General features: G+C 35.6%; 17 protein-coding genes. 9 read left to right on the forward strand and 8 right to left on the reverse strand.

Annotated elements, in window-relative coordinates; translation table 11 throughout:
• Positions 1 to 19: 19 nt before the first annotated feature.
• On the forward strand, positions 20 to 2,329 hold the full coding sequence (locus tag NADRNF5_RS03240) for a multicopper oxidase domain-containing protein (protein WP_160289382.1): 2,310 nt from the start codon (positions 20 to 22) through the stop codon (positions 2,327 to 2,329).
• A 29-nt stretch (positions 2,330 to 2,358) separates the two neighbouring features.
• On the opposite strand, the gene NADRNF5_RS03245 is transcribed toward NADRNF5_RS03240, so the two are convergent.
• Complete coding sequence (locus NADRNF5_RS03245; protein WP_048115671.1) at positions 2,359 to 3,459, reverse strand: MFS transporter; 1,101 nt, start codon at positions 3,457 to 3,459, stop codon at positions 2,359 to 2,361.
• A 105-nt stretch (positions 3,460 to 3,564) separates the two neighbouring features.
• Here NADRNF5_RS03245 and NADRNF5_RS03250 point away from each other — a divergent pair, with 105 nt between their 5' ends.
• Positions 3,565 to 4,527 (forward strand): homocysteine S-methyltransferase family protein, encoded by a 963-nt coding sequence (locus NADRNF5_RS03250; RefSeq protein ID WP_048118898.1) that lies wholly within the window; start codon positions 3,565 to 3,567, stop codon positions 4,525 to 4,527.
• 32 nt (positions 4,528 to 4,559) lie between these two features.
• Positions 4,560 to 7,058 carry a methionine synthase gene (locus NADRNF5_RS03255; RefSeq protein WP_048115673.1) on the forward strand — a complete coding sequence of 833 codons (2,499 nt, stop codon included), beginning with the start codon at positions 4,560 to 4,562 and terminating at the stop codon, positions 7,056 to 7,058.
• Here the strand turns inward: NADRNF5_RS03255 and NADRNF5_RS03260 are convergent.
• Positions 7,055 to 7,792 carry a 5,10-methenyltetrahydrofolate synthetase gene (locus NADRNF5_RS03260; protein ID WP_048115675.1) on the reverse strand — a complete coding sequence of 246 codons (738 nt, stop codon included), beginning with the start codon at positions 7,790 to 7,792 and terminating at the stop codon, positions 7,055 to 7,057. The two genes, NADRNF5_RS03255 and NADRNF5_RS03260, sit on opposite strands and share 4 nt — an antisense overlap.
• A 73-nt stretch (positions 7,793 to 7,865) precedes the next feature.
• On the opposite strand from NADRNF5_RS03260, the gene NADRNF5_RS03265 reads away from it, so the two are divergent.
• From NADRNF5_RS03265 to NADRNF5_RS11030, 3 genes are read left to right on the forward strand one after another with little or no spacing between them, the layout of a single operon-like run.
• Positions 7,866 to 8,414 (forward strand): NUDIX hydrolase, encoded by a 549-nt coding sequence (locus tag NADRNF5_RS03265; RefSeq protein ID WP_048118899.1) that lies wholly within the window; start codon positions 7,866 to 7,868, stop codon positions 8,412 to 8,414.
• A 37-nt stretch (positions 8,415 to 8,451) separates the two neighbouring features.
• Positions 8,452 to 8,610, forward strand: a complete 159-nt coding sequence (locus NADRNF5_RS03270) for a 50S ribosomal protein L39e (protein WP_048115676.1) — start codon at positions 8,452 to 8,454, stop codon at positions 8,608 to 8,610.
• A complete protein-coding gene (locus tag NADRNF5_RS11030; RefSeq protein ID WP_148313055.1) occupies positions 8,611 to 8,925 on the forward strand; it encodes a 50S ribosomal protein L31e in 315 nt (104 codons plus the stop codon).
• Here the strand turns inward: NADRNF5_RS11030 and NADRNF5_RS11890 are convergent.
• From NADRNF5_RS11890 to NADRNF5_RS03290, 4 genes are all read right to left on the reverse strand, one after another.
• Entirely contained in the window at positions 8,903 to 9,145 is a 243-nt protein-coding gene (locus NADRNF5_RS11890) for a pentapeptide repeat-containing protein (protein ID WP_148313105.1), read from the reverse strand. The genes NADRNF5_RS11030 and NADRNF5_RS11890 overlap by 23 nt on opposite strands.
• A 38-nt stretch (positions 9,146 to 9,183) precedes the next feature.
• On the reverse strand, positions 9,184 to 10,128 hold the full coding sequence (locus NADRNF5_RS03280; protein WP_048115680.1) for an FtsZ/tubulin family protein: 945 nt from the start codon (positions 10,126 to 10,128) through the stop codon (positions 9,184 to 9,186).
• A gap of 72 nt (positions 10,129 to 10,200) precedes the next feature.
• Entirely contained in the window at positions 10,201 to 11,469 is a 1,269-nt protein-coding gene (locus tag NADRNF5_RS03285; RefSeq protein WP_048115682.1) for a tRNA (N(6)-L-threonylcarbamoyladenosine(37)-C(2))-methylthiotransferase, read from the reverse strand.
• Between the two features lie 3 nt (positions 11,470 to 11,472).
• On the reverse strand, positions 11,473 to 12,834 hold the full coding sequence (locus tag NADRNF5_RS03290) for an aspartate ammonia-lyase (RefSeq protein ID WP_048115683.1): 1,362 nt from the start codon (positions 12,832 to 12,834) through the stop codon (positions 11,473 to 11,475).
• Between the two features lie 127 nt (positions 12,835 to 12,961).
• On the opposite strand from NADRNF5_RS03290, the gene NADRNF5_RS03295 reads away from it, so the two are divergent.
• From NADRNF5_RS03295 to NADRNF5_RS03305, 3 genes are all read left to right on the forward strand, one after another.
• Positions 12,962 to 14,356 carry a multicopper oxidase domain-containing protein gene (locus NADRNF5_RS03295; RefSeq protein WP_048115684.1) on the forward strand — a complete coding sequence of 465 codons (1,395 nt, stop codon included), beginning with the start codon at positions 12,962 to 12,964 and terminating at the stop codon, positions 14,354 to 14,356.
• A gap of 68 nt (positions 14,357 to 14,424) precedes the next feature.
• The gene (locus tag NADRNF5_RS03300) at positions 14,425 to 15,357 is read left to right on the forward strand and encodes a D-2-hydroxyacid dehydrogenase (protein ID WP_048115686.1); all 933 of its coding nucleotides are present in this window, start codon (positions 14,425 to 14,427) and stop codon (positions 15,355 to 15,357) included.
• Between the two features lie 131 nt (positions 15,358 to 15,488).
• Positions 15,489 to 16,331, forward strand: coding sequence for a hypothetical protein (locus NADRNF5_RS03305; RefSeq protein WP_048115688.1), 843 nt, complete (start codon positions 15,489 to 15,491; stop codon positions 16,329 to 16,331).
• On the opposite strand, the gene NADRNF5_RS03310 is transcribed toward NADRNF5_RS03305, so the two are convergent.
• Together NADRNF5_RS03310 and NADRNF5_RS03315 are read right to left on the reverse strand one after the other, a co-directional pair.
• Positions 16,328 to 16,843, reverse strand: a complete 516-nt coding sequence (locus NADRNF5_RS03310) for a hypothetical protein (protein ID WP_048115690.1) — start codon at positions 16,841 to 16,843, stop codon at positions 16,328 to 16,330. The genes NADRNF5_RS03305 and NADRNF5_RS03310 overlap by 4 nt on opposite strands.
• The gene (locus NADRNF5_RS03315; RefSeq protein WP_048118900.1) at positions 16,840 to 17,496 is read right to left on the reverse strand and encodes a hypothetical protein; all 657 of its coding nucleotides are present in this window, start codon (positions 17,494 to 17,496) and stop codon (positions 16,840 to 16,842) included. Before NADRNF5_RS03315 ends, NADRNF5_RS03310 begins: the two co-directional genes overlap by 4 nt.
• Positions 17,497 to 17,502: the final 6 nt, after the last annotated feature.

Raw genomic sequence — 17,502 nt, forward strand, 5'->3', positions numbered from 1 at the left:
AAATCCTAAGAAAATGGAAATGCTAACTGATGGTAAAATTAAAGACATCAAAATAGACAAGATTGACAAAGACTTTGTCCTATGGATGCAAGGAACATCCTTCTGGGGAATGGAAATTGATCACAATAATGATGGAAAACAAACTCCTCTATGGTTGAATCCTACACTTAAAGCAGAATTAGGAGAAAAAGTCAGATTCAATGTTATCGGAATTGGTTCAGAATTCCACACATTCCACATCCATGGCCATAAATGGTTACAAGATGGAACAACAAATGTGATTGATGTACAAAATATTGGTCCTCTAACTAGAACCTCCTTTGTAATAGAAGCAGGTGAGGGTGTTGGACCAGGAAACTGGATGTATCATTGTCATGTGTTTACCCATATGGAAGCTGGAATGAAAGGAATCTTTGAAGTAACCACTGATGGTGCTCCAAGTGAACCAGGTCCCAGTCCATTTGATGGAATCATAAGCTTTGAAATTGTTGATGAACCAGGACCATGGTTTAAAAACAGAGCTCCTATACCGGGAACTTCTGAATCTCTAGCTGTTGCAAGCCCAGGAGATACATTAGTATTTGATATGACTACAACAAACACTGTTCATACAATTACTAGTTTGATCTACCCTGTAGATACAGCAGCAGGTCCTGATGCAACAAACATGCCATTTGATCAAACTGATGCCTTCAAAGGAGGAGCAAATGTTCAACTTGAAGATCCGGGATTGTATGTATTCACATGTAAGGTACATCCATACATGTTTGCAGCAGTAATTGTAGATGATCCTGCAACTACAGCTGGATTGGACTTTGGTGAAAACATTAGAATCGTTAATGGAATCACTGTTCCAACATCTAGTTCGCTAGCAATCAAATTACTAACATCATTCTTTGTTGTAACTGATCCAAATAATTGGCAAGACTATGATGCTGGTCTATGGAATGTTTCATTCCCACCAGTGCCAGTAATTTTGGATGGTGGTACTGTTGTTTCTGATTTGTCTGCACTAAATGTTGTAGATGCACCATTGACAACTGCTACGCCACAACATGATGGAATTGGTGAAGTTTGGATCAACACTCAGTTTGAAACATCAACAGGAAAGACTAACTATGGTTCTTCAACTGCAGTCGATACTGCAACATGGGAAGTAACCAAGAAAGTATTTGGCGATGCAGTTAACATGAATCATCCACACAACATGTGGACAAACACTGAAAATGATATCATTTACCAAACCCAATGGTTTGACAGTAGACTCTCATCAATTGATAGGGATACTGCTGTAGTTTTAGATGATATTTTTGTTGGTGATTCTCCTTCACATGTAATGACAAGACCTGCTGATGGAAACACTGCATACATTGCAATGAATGGTGAAAATTCTGACTCTTCTGTAGTTAAGGTTTCGCTAAACCCTACAACTGGTGCATTGTCAAGTATTGGTTCTCTAAACATTGATGAGCCCCATCCACACGGTCACTGGATGAACAACGATATCATGGTAACTCCAAATGCATTTACAGGTACATCTTCAATCTATGACTTTAACACTGATACTGCAACTGTAATTCCACACACTGAACTATTTGCTGTAGGAAATGTGTTTGGTGTTCCAATTGCAACTGGAATGCATCCAGCTGGTGACAAGTATTATGTTGCAAATCTGTTAGATCAGACTGTAACATGTGTCTCAACTGGAGGTGATGCATGTGTAGATGGTGCAAGTCTAGTTAGTACTAAACCAATTGTATTAGTTGGGGGCATTGATCTAATTACTGGTACTCAAAGTGGTGCCGCTGGTCTTTTACCAATTCAAACTCCTGTTAGTCCTGATGGAAAATATGTAGTTACTGCTACATTATTACCTTCAATAACAATTATTGATACAGCTAGTGATGAACTAGTTCTTAGTCTTGATTGTGATGCAGGATGCCACGGGGTTAACTTTGGTGCAAATGAAAATGGTGGTTACAATGCTTATGTTTCAAGCAAATTCTCAAATGCATTAATCGTATTTGATCCAGAAGAAGCAATTAATGCAGATCTAGATTCGGATGGAATTCTGACATCTGGTGAAGCTGCAGGCGTAGTGGGTAGAGTAATTCTATCTGAAACTAATGCTGCTGCTGGTGCAACCTTTGATGGAACTCCAAGCGGTCTTCATGGAATGGGCGGACAAGGTGTACTTGCTATTCCAAATCCATATGATGGCTGGATTGAAGAAACTGCTGCTTTAGTAGATTCTGGTAGTCTTTCACCTGAAGTAAATGGTTGGATTACTACTATGATTGCTAACGGACAAGACGATCCATATCCATAGAAAATATTCTAAACAATCTTTTTCTTTTTTTATTTTCTAATCTTTAGTGATACTACAAATGCACAAATAATTATTGCAATTGCAAAATACATTACTGCAACATAATCAAATAGATATGCAATACTTCCTGCAACTACCGGCCCTACTACCGTAGCAATTGATAAAGTAGAACTGAATATTCCAGTTGATGTGGAACGTGGATTGTTCTCCATCAAATGGAAATTTCCACCAATAAATAAAAATGCCCATGTTGCACCAACAAGCGACATAAATGGCATTGCCATCCACCAATCCGTAATTAATGCCAATCCAATAAATACAAAAGTTGTAAAGCCAATACCAATTTGAAACTTGGTAACATTTGATAAATGAATTTTACTTGCCATTATATTCATCAAAATAAATGCAGTCAATGTGTTTGCAACGTATACTACTGATATCTGATACAGCTCAGCTCCCAATCTTTCCATTAACATAATTGGTAAAATCGTCCATACAGCTGCTGCACCAATATGTCTTAGTAATAATGATGAAAAAAGAAATTTGTTTTTGGTAATTACATTTTTTGTAGTTCCAGGTTTGAGTTCTTTTTCTTGTTGAGGATTCGGTAGTTTGATTGTAAATAATAACCCAATTACAAATGATGCAGCACTAAGTAAGAAAATTAGTTTGAGATCATTTGCAATTCCAGCTGCTGCAATTCCAGCTAACCATCCTAATGCATGAAATGATATTACAGTAGCTGCTCGCTTTTTGTCAATGTTTGCCTCATAGGTGTATGCAATCATTGCAGGAATCATGATTCCGCTTGCAATCCCGGCAGCAATTCTTACCAGGAAAAACATCGTGAGATCCTCTGCAAAATAATGTAGTCCAAAGGCTATTGCGCATCCAATAAAGCCAATTCTGATGAATTTGAGCCTGGTTCCTTTCTTATCTGAGTGCCTTCCAAAGTAAATCTCAGATAAAATTTGGGCAAAACTAAATGAGGCTACTAGTAGCCCAATCTCAAAAATTGAATCTGTTACGCCCTTCGCTATTACGGGCATGAAAACAAAGATTATGGAAATCCCAGCATGCTGAAAAAAAGTGGCACTACGAACTAGGTTGTTTACTTGAAGTTTGAGCATAAATCTATAGAAAAAAACATTTCACCTAATTTCAACATACTCCCACGAATGTACAGGGAATTTTCTGAAAAGAGTTAAACTGTGTCAGAGTGTTTTGAAATTAGGTTGACTGAAAAAGAGCCATTTCTTGATGCGTTAAAAAATCGAATACTATTATTTGATGGTGCAATGGGTACTGAAATTCAAAGATATGATCCAAAACCTGAAGACTTTCCAAATAATCAAGACGGTTTTAATGATGGTTTAGTAATTACACATCCTGAGTGGATCAAACAAATTCATAGAAATTATTTAGATGCTGGTTCTGATTGTATTGAAACAAACTCTTTTGGTTCCAATAAAATAAAACTTGATGAATATGGTTTTGGTGATCAAACAATTGAATTCAACAAAAAGATTGCGACACTTGCATCTGAAGTTTGTGCAGAATATTCTGATAAACCACGATATGTAATTGGGTCTATGGGTCCAACAGGGTATCTACCAAGTTCTAATGATCCTGATCTAGGTCAAAAACCTCTTGATGAAATTCGTGAGGCTTTTGAATTACAAGCTGAAGGATTAATTCTTGGCGGTGTCGATGCATTGCTTATTGAAACCAGTCAGGATATTCTTGAAGTAAAACTGGTAATTGAAGCATGTCATAATGCAATAAAAAAAACTGGCAAAAAAATTCCAATTATTGCAAATACTACTTTGGATCAATATGGGAAAATGTTGCTTGGTACAAATATCCAAGCTGCATACACAACTGTTTCTGATATGGGAATTGATGTATTTGGATTGAATTGTTCGACTGGCCCAATTGAGATGACTCCTAGTGTAAGGTGGCTTGATGAGCAAAATGAACATAATGTATTGGTAGTTCCAAATGCTGGCATGCCTGAAAATGATGGAGGCCAAGCAGTTTACAAAATGACTCCTGAAAAAATGGGTAAGGCACTTGGTGATTTTCTTGATGATTACAAAAAAGTTCGAATAATTGGCGGTTGCTGTGGGACAAATCCTGAACACATCAAGGCCCTGAGGAAAGTAATTGACGAAAGAGCCAACTCTGTCGAGGGTTAAGTATTTACAAAAACAGATGTGATTTTACTACATTGACAGTTCCAAGAGTTAGTTCAGCATTAAAAGCAGTGGATCTAAAACAAATTCCTGCCCCGTTAATTATAGGGGAGAGAATCAATACTCAGGGTTCTCGAAAAGCCAAGAAATTAGTTCTTGAAGATGATTATGATGGATTGGTAGATTTAGGACGAATTCAAGTTGAGGATGGTGCGCATTGTCTTGATGTTTGTGTTGCAACTACTGAACGTGCAGATGAACGAGAGTTTATGCTAAATTTAGTAAAACGATTAAGCTTAGAGATTGACGCTCCACTTGTAATTGATTCTACAGATCCTGAAGTCATCGAGAGTGCAGTTACTCAAATACCTGGTAGGCCAATTATCAATTCAATAAATCTTGAAGGTGATGGAAGCCGATTTGAAAAATTAGCTCCAATTATGGCAAAGTATGGTTTACCTGCAATTGCTCTATGTATTGGACCGGAGGGTATGGCCAAAACACCTCAACAAAAAGTTGATACTGCAGAATTACTTTATGAAACAGGAAAAAAATATGGATTAAAAATTGAACAATTTATTTTTGATGTCCTTACATTTACTTTGGCAACAGGGGAAGATGAATTTCTTGATGCTGGAAAAAATACTCTTGAAGGAATAAGATTAGTCAAAGAAAAATTTCCAAATTGTTTTACCACATTAGGTCTAAGTAACATAAGCTTTGGTCTTGCACCCTATGCGAGAAAAATTCTAAACTCTGTTTTCTTGTATCATGCAGTCAAAACTGGTCTTGATACTGCAATAGTTAATGCAAAAGAGATTATTCCTTATGGTGAAATTGATGAGAAAGAGAAAAAACTAGCAGAAGATCTAATCTTTAACACTCATCCAAATGCACTATCTGATTTGATTACTTATTTTGAGAATGCTGGACCTCAAAGTGGTACTGCTTCAAAGAAAGTAGATGTTGATCCTTCTTGGCCTGCAGGAAAACGCTCAAACTTTAGAATTGTAAATAGACTCAAAGATGGAATTCAAAATGATGTTGTCTATGCCATTGCAGAGAAACTTGGAAAAAATGACATTATCAAAGATGTTGATGGGGTTCTGACACTTGATGCACCAAAAGAAGTCACTCATGACGGTGCCATTAAAACTCTCAATGAGGATTTGCTTCCTGCAATGAAAGAAGTTGGTGATAAATTTGGTTCAGGAGAGCTAATCTTGCCATTTGTTCTAAAATCCGCAGAATGCATGAAAGCTGCAGTTGGTGAACTAGAGAAATATCTCGTTAAAGAAGAGGGAACAAGTAAGGGCGTACTTGTTTTAGGTACTGTTTATGGTGATGTTCATGATATAGGAAAGAATCTTGTAAAGACCATTTTCCAAAATAATGGATATACTGTACATGATTTGGGAAAACAAGTTCCTTTACAAAAATTCCTTGAAAAAATTGATGAAACAAAACCTGATGCAATCGGATTGTCTGCATTACTTGTGTCAACTTCAAAACAAATGAAATTCTTTGTAGAACATGCAAGAAAAAACAATATGACTATTCCAATTCTTTGTGGCGGTGCTGCAATTAACAGTAATTACATAAACCGAATTGCAAAAGAAGATGGAATTTATGAACCTGGGGTATTTTATTGCAACACCATGTTTGAGGGTCTTAAAACAATGGATGTTTTGGTTTCAGATCAAAAACCAAAACTGTTAACAGATTGGAAGGAAAAGTTGGAGAACTGGAAAGAAAAATCTAAAGCCGATGTAGATCCTGACACACTTCCAAAAAGTAACATCAAACCTGTAAAAGCACCTAATCCAAAAACAATTGGGGATCCAATTCGATTAAAAGCAGATCAAATCAATATGGCCGAAGTTTGGACCATGATTGATAAAAAATCTCTCTTCAAATTATCTTGGGGTTTGAGGGGAAAGGCAGGCTCTGAATCAGAGGATGATCATGAACAATTGTTAACTGAATGGAAAATGAGAATTATTAGAGAAAAACTCTTTGAACCTGAAATTGTTTATGGCTATTTCAAATGTCATAATAAAGATAGAAAATTACTCGTTGAGAATCCTCATGGTGATGATGTTGAATTAGAATTTCCTCGTTCTACAAAACCCGAACACTTGTGCCTGACTGATTATTTTGGTGATGATGATATTGTTGCATTTCAATCCGTAACTGTGGGAAATAAAGTGGCAAATATTATTGAGCAATGGAATAAGGAAGACAAATACACTGATGCATATTATCTACATGGACTTGCAGTTGAGGTTGCAGAAGCCTTAGCTGAATGGGTGAATCAAAAAATAAAATCTGAATTGAATTTAGAAAAAGGTGGTCTTAGATATAGTTGGGGATTTCCAAGTTGTCCTGATGTTTCCCAACACCATTTAGTGTGGAAATTATTACAACCTGAAAAATCAGGTATGACTCTTACTGAATCTGGACAAATTATTCCTGAACAATCAACTGCAGCAATAGTTATTCATCATCCAGATGCAAAATATTTTGTTATCTAATTTGATAATTTCTTCAAAAATTCATTCAATCCATTAAAGTCACTAGGAGAAGTAATTAACACGTCTCCTGTAATTTTTTGTGTTTTATCCAGCAACTCTTCAAATTCTTGAGAATATGTTGCTAAATCTAAATTCAAAAACTTTGCAGATTTTTCATTTTTAGGTGATGGGTACAAAAGAATGGGAATTACTGAAAATCCCTTTAAATTATCAGATAAAATCTTGACCTGTTCTATGTTTTGAATTACCTGAGTCATGAATCCTTTGGGCTTTGATTCTAATTTTTTTCCAATTTTGGAAAAATTAGGCTTGTTGGAAATAGATAGGTACAAATCGATTTTTGAATAAAGTCCTTGCTCTCTTAACTTCTTGACAACCGTGCTGGGAATTTGACCTGAATCTTGTTTTCCTGACTGTGATGGATCTCCCATTAATACTAGAATTCCTGAAAAACCTATTGCAATACAATTATCTACAAACTCTGAGATTTCTTTTTCACTCTTGTCTCTAACTCTTAGACTCACAGTGATTGGTAAATTCGGAATCTCTTTTCTGATAATCTTTCCAACCTCTATTGGAGATACTCTTTGAAATCCTAATACATTTTCAGTTAGATGAATTGCATCACATTTTTTTGAAATCATTTTTATTTTATCTATGAATTTTAAAATGGATTCGTTTGTATCAACATCAGGTAAAATTTTTGGTGGATTTGCTTCGTACCTGATTGTCATATTCTAATTCCTTCAAACCTTGGTTAAAACCTTTGAATACTGAAACCCATATGGAATGGTAGGAAAGATTGAAATGAATTTAGATGATCTGAAATTCGAACTCTCAAAACCTGTAAAACCAAAAATCGATTATGATGAAAAATATCGATTGGCGTCAGTGCTTGTTGTAATTTATGGAAAAGAACCAAAAATCGTAATGACTGAAAAACCTCAAGATATGAAATTCCATGCAGGTGAAATATCCTTTCCTGGAGGTAAAATAGAAGATGATGATTTTGATCTTCTTCATACTGCATTGCGTGAAACCCATGAAGAGATTGGACTTGAAATTTCACGGGAACAGGTAATTGGTCAACTTGAACCTGTAGTTACTTTGAATTCCGGATTTCTGATTTTACCATTTATTTCAATCGTTGATGAAATTCCTCCTTTGTCATCTAATCGTGAAGTTGAAAAAATTTTTCATATTCCCTTTGAACCATTTTTACAGACCATGGCTAAAGATCCCGATCCTTCTCATAATATCATTCAAGAGATGTATACTTTTGAGTATCAAAATCAAATAGTCTGGGGAGCATCTGCAAGAATCTTAAAACAGATTAGAAATATTCTCAAATTTTGAGATTCATTTAAAAAGAGCTCTTCGTGCCTGAAAAACTATGGCTGCACGCAAGTCCTCTCCAAGAAAAATCCGTCTTTTAAAAAAGACAAGACAAGCATCACCCGTACCAGCTTGGATTATTCTCAAAACAAAGAGAAGTGTTAGAACAAATCCAAAACGTAGGGCTTGGAGATCAACTGATGTGGAGGTAGGATAGATGTCTCAAGAATTAGAACGTGTTTATACAATTAATCTAGGTAAAGCTTTACTTTCACAATCTCAACATAGAGCTGTTAGGGCAATCAACATGATCAAAGAATTTGCTCGACATCATATGAAAGTAGAACAAATAAAAATTGAGGAAGAACTTGCTCATTTGATTTGGGCAAAAGGAGTTAGAAGCCCTCCAAGAAAAATTCGAGTTAGAATGAGTAAAACTGATGAAGGATATGTTCTTGTTTCCCCATATACTGATGAAGTAGAATCTACTGTAACTCCTGAAAAAGAGACTAAAAAATTCCAGATAAAGTAGAAGAACCAGCTAAAGAAGCACCAAAGAAAGAAGAACCAGCTAAAGAAGCACCAAAGAAAGAAGAACCAGCTAAAGAAGCACCAAAGAAAGAAGAACCAGCTAAAGAAGCACCAAAGAAAGAAGAACCAGCTAAAGAAGCACCAAAGAAAGAAGAACCAGCTAAAGAAGCACCAAAGAAAGAAGAACCAGCTAAAGAAGCACCAAAGAAAGAATAAACAATAAACTCTAAAAAATTATAATTTTAAAAATTATTTTATTTTATTCCAATTGGTACAAATCTAATTTACAATCAATACTGCAATCAGGAGTTGACCAATCAAGTGTGTCTTCTTGTGGAATCATTCCAAGAGGATCATAGTTATCAAATTTTGTCATTCCTTGTATTGATGACAACATTACAACTTTTGACTCATCAGAAGTTGAGTTCATGTCTATCTGTGAATTACTATCATTTAGAATTCCGCTTGAAATGTTTGTAATTGAATTTATTATTCCTACGGGGATGTTGCTTCCTCCAACTACATACAACATAGAGCGTTTAACTGAATTTGGTGGTGCATTGCCGTATAGCATTTTTAATGAATCTCTTAGAGAGTCTTCAATATGTTGTCTATCTTTACTTGTTGTAAGGATGTTTGTTTCATTGGATATTTCAGAAGTTCCAAGTGATTCTACAACGTGCATAATTGCTGAATTTGCAATTTCGTAGCATGTTTTAGGGCTTAAATCAGGATTGCTTTCCAATAATGAATCATTATCTAATACAACTGTGCATTTTGAATTCTCCCTGATTCTTTTTAGGGATATGCCTGAATTGAAAATTCTATCTTTTTCATATTTGAAAGGCATTATTGCAAATGAAACTAGTCCTTTGTCTTTACACATTTCAGAGACTACTGGGGCAATGGCTGAACCTGCTTTTCCTGCTAAATTACTCATAAGGATAACTGTGGAATAGCCTTCAATCTTTGATTTTATTTTCTCAGATACATTGTAAGCTGAGCCTCTGATTAATTGAACAGATGGATTTACCACACCATTCGTAGAAACATGGATGGACTGATTTTCTGAAGAGAAATCTTTCTCATCATTGCTAATTAGTAGACAATCTGAATTAAGTGAGTTTTTTGCTTTAATTGCTAATTTTGAGCCTACGCCTCCCAAGCCTATAACTAAAATTGGTTCTTTTACTTGAAAACTCATTCTGTTCTTATTTTCTAATTTACATAAAAAACCTTCTTACGTTTTTTTAATCAAATTTTAGATCTAAAAAATTTAGCTTGCGATCTTTCCAACAAGTCTCTTTACAGTCGCATCTATGATTTCAACTATATGTGATTCACCGATGGCTACTTTGTCTACAACTGATATAGGCTTGTATGCGAAGTTTCTACCTTTGATTCCTTCATCTGTCATTTCATCAAATAGCACTTTCCCTTTCCAACCGATCCACTTTCTATTGGATTCTATTGATAATTTACTGATCTGTTCAAAAATTATCTTACTTCTTCGTTTAGCTTCTGCTGCATCCAATTGTTTCAACTCGGCTGCATCTGTACCTGGTCTAGCGCTGTATCTGGATAGATTTACTGTATCGGGCTTTGTTTCATCAAGCAGAGAAATTGTTTTCTGAAAATCTTCCTCAGTTTCTGAAGGGAATCCTACAATGATGTCTGTTGAAATTGTAAATTGATTAAATTTCTCTCTTGCTCTACTTACTATGTCTCTAAAAGTTTCTGCAGTATGACCTCGTTTCATATCGTGCAGAACTTTATCGCTTCCACTTTGAACTGGAATGTGAAGAAATTTGAAGACTTTGTCATTATCAAAAGAATCAATTAATTTGTCTTTTATTCTTGGCATGTACATTGGATTCATCATTCCTACTCTAACCATGAAATCCTCTGGAATTTCTACAACAGCATTAACTAATGATGGTAAATCTGTACCTATATCAAAACCATAACATCCATTATCTGTGGATGTGAGCCATACTTCCTTGCATCCCTCTTTGATTTCTGTTTGTACTTGCCTTACAATGTCTCCAAGTCTGTAGCTTGAAAGATCTCCTTTTGATATCTTGGTCTGACAAAATGTACACTCACTCATACATCCACTTGCAATTTCTACAATCCCTACTGCGGGATTTAATCGAACTTTGGGAAGCCCAACTTTTGATAAATCAGAGTCTTCTAACGCGATTTGCTTTCTTCCATCTAGTGTTGAATTGATGATCTGAATGGTTTTTCCAAGAGAGTTTGGTCCTAAAAGACTGGCTTTATCTGCAAATTTTTCTACGCTGGATTGCTCAGCTTTTGGAAGGCATCCTGCAACAATTAGTGGTTTTGATTTTAATGATTTTATTCTATACATCATCTTGTTTGCTGTAGAGTCCTTAACAGAACATGTGACTACTATATTGAGATCTGATTCAGATGAATTCTCTACTAATGTATGGCCTCCATTTTGAATCAATCCTGAAATCATTTCCGAGTCTCCAAAGCTTGCAGAACATCCGTAAGCTTCTACGAAAATTTTTGCCATGCTCTATCCGAAAAGAGAATCAATCTCTTTGTTACTCATTAATTTCTTTGAAACAACAAGCTCTCTGATAGTTTTTCCCGTTTTTAATGATTCTTTGAAAAGTTCTGCAGATTTTAGATATCCAATCTTTGGAGTTAGCAGTGTGACTATTACTGGACTGTTTTCAATATCTGCACGAAGTTTTTCTTTATTTGCAGTAAGTCCATCAATCAGATTTGCAGAAAATATTGGTAGGAAATTTTTGAGCATATCTGTTGACTCTAACATGCACTTTAGCATTCCAGGTAACATTACATTTAGCTCAAACTGCCCACTTTGTGCAGCATAAGATACTGAAGTGTCATTTCCAATTATGTTAAAGCAAACCATATTCATACATTCGGCCAAAGATGGATTTACTTTTCCAGGCATAATTGATGAGCCTGCATGAACTGCAGGAATTCCTATCTCTGCTAATCCTGCAATAGGACCTGATGCCATTAGTCTAATATCATTTGCAAGTTTTCCAATTTCTAAAGCCAAATTTCTTAGAGCACTTGATGCATTTGCAACAGCAAATTTACTTTGCAAACCATGTTGCATATCTTTTTCAGGTTTTAAAGTAATCTTTGAAATTTTAGATAACTCTGATATTGCAATCTTTCTATATCCTTTAGGGGTGTTTGCACCAGAACCAACTGCAGTTCCACCTAATGCAACATTTTGTAATTCTTTTTGTGATAGAACAATTTCATTCCTAGCTTTAGTGATTGATGTTACATATGCTTCAAATTCACTTCCTAATGTAACTGGCAATGCATCCATCAGATGTGTTCTTCCAATTTTCTTAAATGATGAAAATTGTTTTGCTTTTTTTGATAATGATTTTATTAAAATATCGATTGCTGGAATTGTTTCTTTTAGATTCATCAAAATTGCAACATGCATTGCAGTAGGATATGTGTCATTACTGGACTGTGACATGTTTACATGATCATTTGGATGGAGAAACTCATACTGTCCTTTCTTCTTGTGCAACACTTCTAATGCTACATTTGCAATGACTTCATTAGAATTCATGTTAAATGCAGTACCTGCACCAGAATTGATCATATCAACTACAAATTGTTCTACATATTTTCCAGACAAAATCTTGTCACATGCTGAAACTATTGCCTTGCCTCGCTTTGCATCTATGGCTTTGGTCTTCATGTTTGCAACTGCTGCAGAGCGTTTAATCATTACAAACGACTTTATCAAATTCTCATGGCTTTTGTTTCCAGTAACATGGTATTGCTTGATAGCTCTTCCTGTAAATGCACCATAATATGCGTCAGATGGGATTTTGACTTTTCCAAGTGAATCTTGATCTAGTCTAAATTTCATGCTGTTTGTACTCGTTTTTACCCATTATTCATTCTTTTTCTGAATATTTCATATTTTCACATGAGCATAATGGGAATTATTATATAGGAATCGCTAGTCATCGTGCTTAATGAATAAGCGTGTTAGTATGCTCTTTACAATTGCAGCAGTAGCTGTAATGGGCGCAACCTTATTCGGAAGCACATACACACAAACCCAAATTACTGGTCAATCTCTTGACGCATCCAAAATGGATGTTGATGTCATGGATCAAATCAGAAATATGGGCGGTTTACAGCTTGTAATGCCTCAAGCATTCGCAGAAACTGATTGTGGAGTTTTGGAAAACAGCGGTAGAACCGTACATGATTTCCAATTAACTGGTGAAAGTGTTACACTTCCTATCATGGGAGGTAAAGAATACAACGCCATGACCTTTAGTGGTACAGTCCCAGGACCAACACTAAGAGTTACTCAAGGCGATGTAGTCAAAATGACACTTACAATTCCAGCTGATGAAGTTACTGGACACGGTAACGACATGCACGCCTCACAAATTTCTGCAAGCGCTTTTGAGTCTGTCAATCCTGGCGAAACAGCACAGTATTGTTACATTGCTGAAGCAGCTGGTATTTTCAAATACCATTGTTCTGGTGTCAAACTAATTGGCATGGACCAACACGTACTTTCCGGCATGTACGGAATTGCAATCGTTGATCCAGCTAATGGATACAAGAAACTAATGGTAGAGAAGACAAGCGGCAGCGGTGAATTAGACAGAAAGTTCTATAGTGCAGATGCATTAGAGTTCCAACTCCAATACAACCAATTGTATCTAACACCTGAAGGCAACTATGATGCCGGAGCAATGTTCAAGCATCATAACACTGCAACAGTTGTTAACGGAATGCAATTCGGTTATGTACCAAACATGGCTCATAACTTACTCGTCAATGGCGATGTAAACAAGAACATCTTTGTTGCACAACCATGGAATGGAATTGAACACAAGCAATACCAATCACAACTCTTGTTTGTTGAAAATGATCAACACGTGAGACTCTTTATCGAAAACTCCGGTAATGAACCAGTATTTTTCCACATTGTTGGAGAAATCTTGGACAGAGTTACACAAGGTAACAGAGTACAATCCGCAGCAACTGAAACATGGTTGATTGGCGGTTCACAGAATGCAATTGTTGATTTGGTCTTTGATGAACCAGGTGCATATGCAGCAGTAAACCATGATTATGCAGCAATTTACACTGGCGCAGCTACAGTCTTTGTAGCAGGTGACCCATTCGGCTTGAACCCAGTTCTAGTTGAGAAAGGAGTTATCCCAGCACCAGTAGCATCTTATGCATATGCTTTAGGCAATCCAAGTGATGCTGTCCCACCAATGGGAAAGAACAGTATTGCTCATCCTGCACTAAACATTCACGGTTTATACACTGATGAAGTAGCTTCTGAAATGCAAGCAAGTGGCGATTATGTCGCATTATGGGAAGTAATTCCTGTAGTAGCAGAAATCCTTACTTCTTGATCTTTTAACATCTTTTTTTCTTTTTATTTTCTTAATGAATTATATTCCGTAGTTCATCTTTTGATATCATGGGATTTGACGATTCAGTACTGATTTGTGATGAAGTAGATCCTATTTTGAATAAAATTTTAGAAGATAATGGACTCAAAGTCTCTTATGAGCCTGAGATAACTCCTGAACAAATTATAGAAAAAATTTCTAATTACAATATTGTAATTGTTAGAAGTAGAACAACTATTACAAAAGAAATGATCGATAAGGCAGATAATTGCAAAATAATTGCACGGGTTGGAGTAGGACTTGATAATGTAGATCAAGAAGCTGCTAAAACAAAAAACATCCGTGTAATCAATGCAGTAGAAGGAGCAATGAATGCAGTTGCTGAATTAGTTTTAGGATTAATGCTTTCTCTTGCCAGACAAACAGCTCGAGGTGATAGAGCGATTCGAAATGGAGAATGGCTAAAAAAAGAACTCAAAGGCACTGAACTTCGAGGAAAGTATCTTGGAATAATTGGTTTAGGTAATATTGGAAAAAGATTGGGACGACTTGCCCGTGCACTAAATATGAATATCATTGGATATGATGTAGTTCCAATAGATGAAGAGTTTTCAAAAGAAGTCGGATTGATGAAGGCTGACTTGAATACTCTATTGCAAAGCTCTGATTATATCTCAATACATGTTCCACTGCTTGACTCTACACACCATCTTTTAGATGCACAAAAAATGTCAACAATGAAAAAAACTGCAAAAATTATCAATACATCTCGTGGTGGAGTTGTTGATGAAGATGCACTTTACAATGCTCTCAAAAATGGAACACTGGGTGGTGCAGCATTGGATGTTTTTGAAAAAGAACCTGCAATTGGAAACAAATTGGCAGAACTTGATAATGTGATCTTGACTCCTCATATCGGTGCTCAAACAAAAGAGGCCCAATCTTTGGCTGCAAATGTTATTGCCGAAAAAATTATTCAGATTCTTCGTGGCGTCATCTAGGCTCTTCTAGTATAATTTCTGCCTGAACTTTAAAAATAAGCAAAAAAGCTTGACTTTTACGTGATTTATTCTGGGCCCTTCATTTTTAACGTCTATCTAGAGGTTAAAATATCGTAATGCAAAATTTCAATATGGACAAATTGCAATCTGACAGACTGAAGCATTTTCCAAATGTTACTTCCTTATTGAAAATCTCACTAGGACTAATTCTGTTTACAATAATTTCTACAGCTTTGGTATACGCTGAAACAATATCCGTTGAGGTTGAAGGCACTTCATATGATATTGATTATACTCCAACTGGAGTTGATGTATTAGGAATTGAAGCTGATGATTTTGGAGCACTATTGATTTCAGTTGATGTTACAGAATCTCCATCATTCTTAGAAATTGTTCTTAATAGAAATTTTTATGATTCAAAATTTGATGGTATTGATGATGAATTTTTTGTCCTAGTTGACGGTGAAGAGGGAGTGTATACTGAAGAAACTACTTCTGAAAGTAGGACTCTAAACATTGAATTGCCTTTTGGAACACAAGATATTGAAATTATTGGAAATGATTTTTTTGGTCCACCGGTAGTTGAAGAATCACCAGAAGAATCACCAGAAGAATCACCAGAAGAATCACCAGAAGAATCACCAGAAGAATCACCAGAAGAATCACCAGAAGAATCACCTGTTGTGACACCACCTAAAGTTGAGGAAAAACCAACTGTAACAACACCAAAAGTTCAGTGTGGACCAGGAACTATTCTCAAAGATGGAGCCTGTGTACTTGATGAGAGATGTGGTCCTGGAACTATTCTCAAAGATGGAGCATGTGTACTTGATTCAACTCCGAAACCAACTGTAACAACACCAGAAGGTGTAGGTAAACAAATGGTAATTTCCTTACTTGTAGCATTTGGTATAGCTGGTATTGTTGGAGTGATTTTAGCACTTATTGCTAGAGCAAGTAAAAGTAAAAACTAATCACAAGACAAATTTTCTGAATTCATTATTTTATCAAAATCAAATCCAGATATCTGAGTTGTAGTTGAATATGGGATCATTCCTATTATTGGAGTATCTACTTGTATCACAGTGATGAATTTGTTAGGATCAAGTCTAATATCTCCACCATCAAATTCAAAATCCAAAATCATAAAGACATGCTGAGATGCTGCAAGCTCTTCTGATGAAAAAATACCTTCCTGCACTTGTGATGATAATGGGTTGATTATCAACGGCTTTACGACATATGATCCTATGTGCTTTGAATCATAAAATGTTCCTACTTCAAATTTTTGAAAACTAATCCAGAATGGAATAGTGTTACAAAACTCCATCTCTCCGTGATTAGACATTCCAAAGAAACTAAATTGTCCCGGACCATTCCATCTATATTCTAATGTTTGAGTTCCAAGAATGTTTAATCCTGAAACGGAAAATGGAATGACAATTACAATGATTGCAATTCCTGTAATTATTGAATGCTTGTTCATATCTCACTACTATCTGATGAAAAAGAGATTATTTTTTTATCAATTAAATAGTTTAGAGTATTTCCCAAATCTTCATCTGAAATTGCATCTCCTAACCACCAATACCCAACATTTTTCACCCAATCAGGAATTGTAATATCGTAAACATTTTTCTCATTAATTTCAATAGGGATACTGACTATTTTTTTATCTACATATTTCTCAAATGCATCCATCAAAAATCCGTCTGAAATATTTCCAGAAAGCCAGTTGGCCATGATTGGTTTGATTAATTCTGGAATACATGTTGAATTTGAATCAATTAAATTAAATTCTGCAGTAACTTGTACCCCTGAATAATCAACATCTATGAAATATTTCCCTAATGGAAAAATTTCTTTTTCAAATGGAATAAGTGATGGAACTGGAGTCTGTAATTCTGTTATTAGAATTGGGATTGCACTGCTGCCTTTACCGGATTCATCTCTAATGTGAATAATTGCAGATTCATCAATGATTTCAGAAACCTCGATTGTATAAAATAATTTTTCACAATAGGTGTATGTAGTTTTTTCCAATATTATCTCAACTGAAGGCTCGGCGTGAATACTAGGAATAACTGAAATGATGCTCAATGCCACAAATAATGATAATAGAGTAGATTTTGTTCTCATCCCTCG

It is taken from the genome of Nitrosopumilus adriaticus, from assembly GCF_000956175.1.
Taxonomy (GTDB): Archaea; Thermoproteota; Nitrososphaeria; order Nitrososphaerales; family Nitrosopumilaceae; genus Nitrosopumilus; species Nitrosopumilus adriaticus.

Excerpts from the sequence above, each read along its gene's own strand:
- NADRNF5_RS03240 (WP_160289382.1), top strand. The coding sequence starts at position 20 with ATGCTAACTGATGGTAAAATTAAAGACATCAAAATAGACAAGATTGAC.
- NADRNF5_RS03245 (WP_048115671.1), bottom strand. The coding sequence starts at position 3,459 with ATGCTCAAACTTCAAGTAAACAACCTAGTTCGTAGTGCCACTTTTTTT.
- NADRNF5_RS03260 (WP_048115675.1), bottom strand. The coding sequence starts at position 7,792 with ATGACAATCAGGTACGAAGCAAATCCACCAAAAATTTTACCTGATGTT.
- NADRNF5_RS03265 (WP_048118899.1), top strand. The coding sequence starts at position 7,866 with ATGAATTTAGATGATCTGAAATTCGAACTCTCAAAACCTGTAAAACCA.
- NADRNF5_RS03270 (WP_048115676.1), top strand. The coding sequence starts at position 8,452 with ATGGCTGCACGCAAGTCCTCTCCAAGAAAAATCCGTCTTTTAAAAAAG.
- NADRNF5_RS11030 (WP_148313055.1), top strand. The coding sequence starts at position 8,611 with ATGTCTCAAGAATTAGAACGTGTTTATACAATTAATCTAGGTAAAGCT.
- NADRNF5_RS03280 (WP_048115680.1), bottom strand. The coding sequence starts at position 10,128 with ATGAGTTTTCAAGTAAAAGAACCAATTTTAGTTATAGGCTTGGGAGGC.
- NADRNF5_RS03285 (WP_048115682.1), bottom strand. The coding sequence starts at position 11,469 with ATGGCAAAAATTTTCGTAGAAGCTTACGGATGTTCTGCAAGCTTTGGA.
- NADRNF5_RS03290 (WP_048115683.1), bottom strand. The coding sequence starts at position 12,834 with ATGAAATTTAGACTAGATCAAGATTCACTTGGAAAAGTCAAAATCCCA.
- NADRNF5_RS03295 (WP_048115684.1), top strand. The coding sequence starts at position 12,962 with ATGCTCTTTACAATTGCAGCAGTAGCTGTAATGGGCGCAACCTTATTC.
- NADRNF5_RS03300 (WP_048115686.1), top strand. The coding sequence starts at position 14,425 with ATGGGATTTGACGATTCAGTACTGATTTGTGATGAAGTAGATCCTATT.
- NADRNF5_RS03305 (WP_048115688.1), top strand. The coding sequence starts at position 15,489 with ATGGACAAATTGCAATCTGACAGACTGAAGCATTTTCCAAATGTTACT.
- NADRNF5_RS03310 (WP_048115690.1), bottom strand. The coding sequence starts at position 16,843 with ATGAACAAGCATTCAATAATTACAGGAATTGCAATCATTGTAATTGTC.
- NADRNF5_RS03315 (WP_048118900.1), bottom strand. The coding sequence starts at position 17,496 with ATGAGAACAAAATCTACTCTATTATCATTATTTGTGGCATTGAGCATC.